The organism is Hyphomonas sp. UBA3601 (assembly GCF_002375605.1).
In the GTDB taxonomy this organism is placed as follows: Bacteria; Pseudomonadota; Alphaproteobacteria; order Caulobacterales; family Hyphomonadaceae; genus Hyphomonas.
Genome location: NZ_DFME01000051.1, coordinates 1 through 3,631, shown reverse-complemented (window position 1 = coordinate 3,631; position 3,631 = coordinate 1). Strand labels below are relative to the sequence as shown.

Sequence of the window (3,631 nt, the reverse complement as noted above, 5' to 3'; positions counted from 1 at the left end):
TCGCTTCGCGAGCCACCGCACGTTTCTATCCATCCGAACCCAGCGCCGAAGCATTTGACTTGGGAGGCCGTGCTGGCCGTGATTTCGCCCCGGAACGCCTGCACGCAGATATCAATGTATTCGAAGCGGCGATTGCTCATGCCAAGCGTCTCCAATCTGACGGTCGCCCGGTTGTGTTTGCGGCATGGTCGGTTGGTTCAGCAGATCGCCTGATCAATGTCATGGCGGATCACGGCCTGACAGACTTGGCATTGGTGCATTCTCTCGACGCGGCAAAGAAGACTGACTTCACGGTTGTGGAAATCCCTCTGGAGTCAGGGTTCGAGACGCCGGACGTGGCTTTGATCTCGGAAGCCGACATTCTGGGCGACAGGCTGGCCGGGCCTAGGCGTAAGCGGAAGACAGCGAATTTCATATCAGATGCCGCCGCACTCAATCCTGGCGACCTGATCGTGCATATTGATCACGGGGTGGGGCGCTATGTAGGCCTCAAGACGCTGGACCTTACCGGCGCGCCGCATGACTGCCTTCATCTGGAATATGCGGGCGGTGACACAATATTCCTCCCGGTAGAGAATATCGACCTAATTAGCCGGTACGGAGCCGAAGATTCGGAAAACCAACTCGACCGTCTCGGTGGGGCAGGCTGGCAAACGCGTAAGGCCAAAGCCAAGAAGCGCATTCTCGAGATGGCAGCTGAGCTAATGCATATCGCCGCCGCCCGCGAGTTGAAACGAGCAGATGCCGTCAATGCCGGGCAGGGCCTGTATGAAGAATTCGCAGCACGCTTCCCCTATGAAGAGACTGATGATCAGTTGAATGCGATCGAAGATGTCATTGGCGATCTCGCGTCAGGCAAGCCTATGGATCGACTGGTTTGTGGCGATGTCGGTTTCGGCAAGACGGAAGTCGCATTGCGCGGTGCGTTTGTTGCAGCGATGAGCGGTAAGCAGGTCGCGGTGATTGCGCCGACTACGCTGCTCGCGCGTCAGCACTACAAGACATTTGCTGAGCGCTTTGCAGGTTGGCCTTTGAAGGTTCGCCAATTGTCACGACTTGTCGGTGCGAAAGAGGCTGCGGAAACGCGCGAGGGGATTGCGGATGGCAGTGTAGATGTGGTGGTGGGCACACACGCAGTGCTCACAAAGACTATTGAGTTCAAGCGCCTCGGTCTGTTGGTAGTGGATGAAGAGCAGCGCTTCGGTGTAAAGCACAAAGAACGACTCAAAGAGTTGAAAGCCGACGTTCACGTCCTAACGCTGTCGGCCACACCTATTCCGCGTACGTTGCAAATGGCACTTACAGGAATTCGCGATCTGTCGATCATCGCTACGCCGCCGGTCGACCGCCTGTCAGTGCGGACTTACATCACTGAAGAAGACACGGTTACTCTGAGGGAGGCCTTGCTTCGCGAGAAGTATCGTGGCGGACAGGCCTTCTTCGTGGCGCCGCGCATTCAGGACCTGGACAAGCTGGAACGCTTCCTTCACGACAATGTGCCTGAGGTTTCCTATATCGTTGCCCACGGCCAGATGGCAGCAGGCGAACTCGAAGACATCATGACAGCCTTCTATGAGGGCAAGTATGACGTGCTGCTTTCGACGACGATTGTTGAAAGCGGACTGGACATACCGCGTGCCAACACATTGATCATACACCGGGCCGACATGTTCGGTCTTGCTCAACTGTATCAGTTGCGCGGCCGGGTCGGCCGATCGAAGCTGCGCGCCTATGCCTATTTCACGACGCCGCGCGACAAGGTGATTACCGAGACGGCTGACCGCCGTTTGAAAATCCTGCAGTCGCTGGACTCTCTGGGCGCGGGCTTCCAGCTAGCCAGCCATGACCTGGACATGCGCGGATCTGGAAACCTTCTTGGCGACCAGCAATCTGGTCATGTGAAGGAAGTTGGCGTGGAACTCTACCAGTCCATGCTGGAAGATGCCGTCAATGCGCTTAAGGCCGGAGCCAGAGATGACGAAGACTTTGCGGATGACTGGTCGCCGCAGATCAATACCGGAGCGGCCGTGCTGATTCCGGAAAGCTATGTAGAAGATCTGAACATCCGGCTTTCCCTGTATCGACGCCTGTCTGAGATTTCGACAGCTGCGGAGCGCGAGTCCTTCGCCGCTGAACTGATTGACCGGTTTGGTCCGTTGCCGGATGAGACGAGGCAGTTGCTCGAAGTCACCGCAATAAAGGTACAGTGCAAAGTTCTGGGTATTTCCAAACTGGATGCCGGGCAGAAGGGCGCGGTCTTTGCCTTCCGCGAAGATACGGTACTCGATCCTGCGCGTTTGCTGGACGTTGTACGCAGTCGGCCGTCCCAGTTGCGGATCAGACCGGACTCCAAATTGGTTCACTCAGGACTTGGCGGCACACCCGAACAGCGTTTGTCGGGAATTCGTAGCTTTCTGAAAGAGCTCGAGGCTGCGGCTGGCCTGGTTCCGGCCTAGGCGGTTCTGGCTTTTTGGTAGACACCTGACCGAGCTTCAGACAACAGTCTGCGAGCGTCATGATAAGCGCGCTTTTCGGTAATGCGCCAGCCAAGACGTGCTGCAAGGTCTGGTGCCACCGCTTCCAACTCTCGAAACAAGCGTTCGCAGATTTGGACAGCACCTTTGTAGCCTGTCGCGGACAAGCTGATGGCAAACGTGTCCGGGTCGATGGTCACAGGTAGGTCTGTTTCTCGCATGTTTGACAGGACTACATTGGCGACGAGTTTTTTCTGGCGATGTGCAAGGCGATCATGTTGCGGATCGCAAATGACCAGAAGAGACAGCGGATCCCCTCGGTCTGCTGAAAGCTCGATCTGGTTCTGAAGATGCGCCTCAAAAAAGGTCTGGGAAAAGAGACCGGTTTCTGAATGGCAAATTGCTGACATGGACATGTTGTCTTTGACTTTAAGCGATTGCACTGCGGCACGTCGACCGTAGGCGTCGACATGAGCCGCCAGATCATGGGCGGGCGTGCAGGGTTCGAACACGTGAGACATGTATCGAATGATAGTTTCCAAACTATGCGAGGGTTCTGTGCCTTCACTGAGTAATCCGAGCAGAGGCGTATGTTCAAAATGCTCAATGGAAGCCGTCACCCAGTTGGCGAGCTTATGCAGGCTTCGAGGTTCCGACGGGATATCGAGCAAGATGGCTGCAAAGGCTCTTTGCCTGACATAGTCTGCCGCAGTATGGGCACTGAAGGCAGCCGTGACGGTAATTCCGCGTTCGCCGAGCGCAGCCTGCAATGCAAGAAAGCGTGAAGACCCATCCCCGAGATAGAGGAGGTCCGGCACCGTCTCAGCGGAGGGCTCGGGCAATGTCACTCCGAAAGTAGCAGCCGTTTCCCGGCGCAAGCGCAATTCCGACATGCGGGCGCTGCGCCGTGTGATGGCGTCGAGCCTCCCTCTCAGGACGGATAAATCGCGGTCACGCGGGATGAAGACAGCATTGGCAAAATGACCCGCAAAGACGGGGTCACCCAAAATTAGGGTCGGTCGAAGTGATTGGCCAAAGTCGTCGATAAACTGGCCCAACGTGTCCTTGTCGAGGCTTTGGGTATCTACGAGCAGTGCCTCAGATGATGAGTGTGAAATCGGTAAGTCTGCCCCGAACGGGCGCATGCGACCCGACCG

At 56.5% G+C, this 3,631-nt stretch carries 2 protein-coding genes; one reads left to right on the top strand and one right to left on the bottom strand.

The genetic code is table 11. The annotated features are described in order from the left end of the window. A partial coding sequence (gene mfd, locus B4F73_RS05975; protein ID WP_290482728.1) for a transcription-repair coupling factor occupies positions 1-2,456 on the top strand: 2,456 nt, incomplete at its 5' end. Here mfd and B4F73_RS05970 read toward each other — a convergent pair. Beyond that, positions 2,453-3,631, bottom strand: a 1,179-nt coding sequence (locus tag B4F73_RS05970) for a hypothetical protein (RefSeq protein ID WP_290482727.1), incomplete at its 5' end; no start/stop codon positions are given. The genes mfd and B4F73_RS05970 overlap by 4 nt on opposite strands.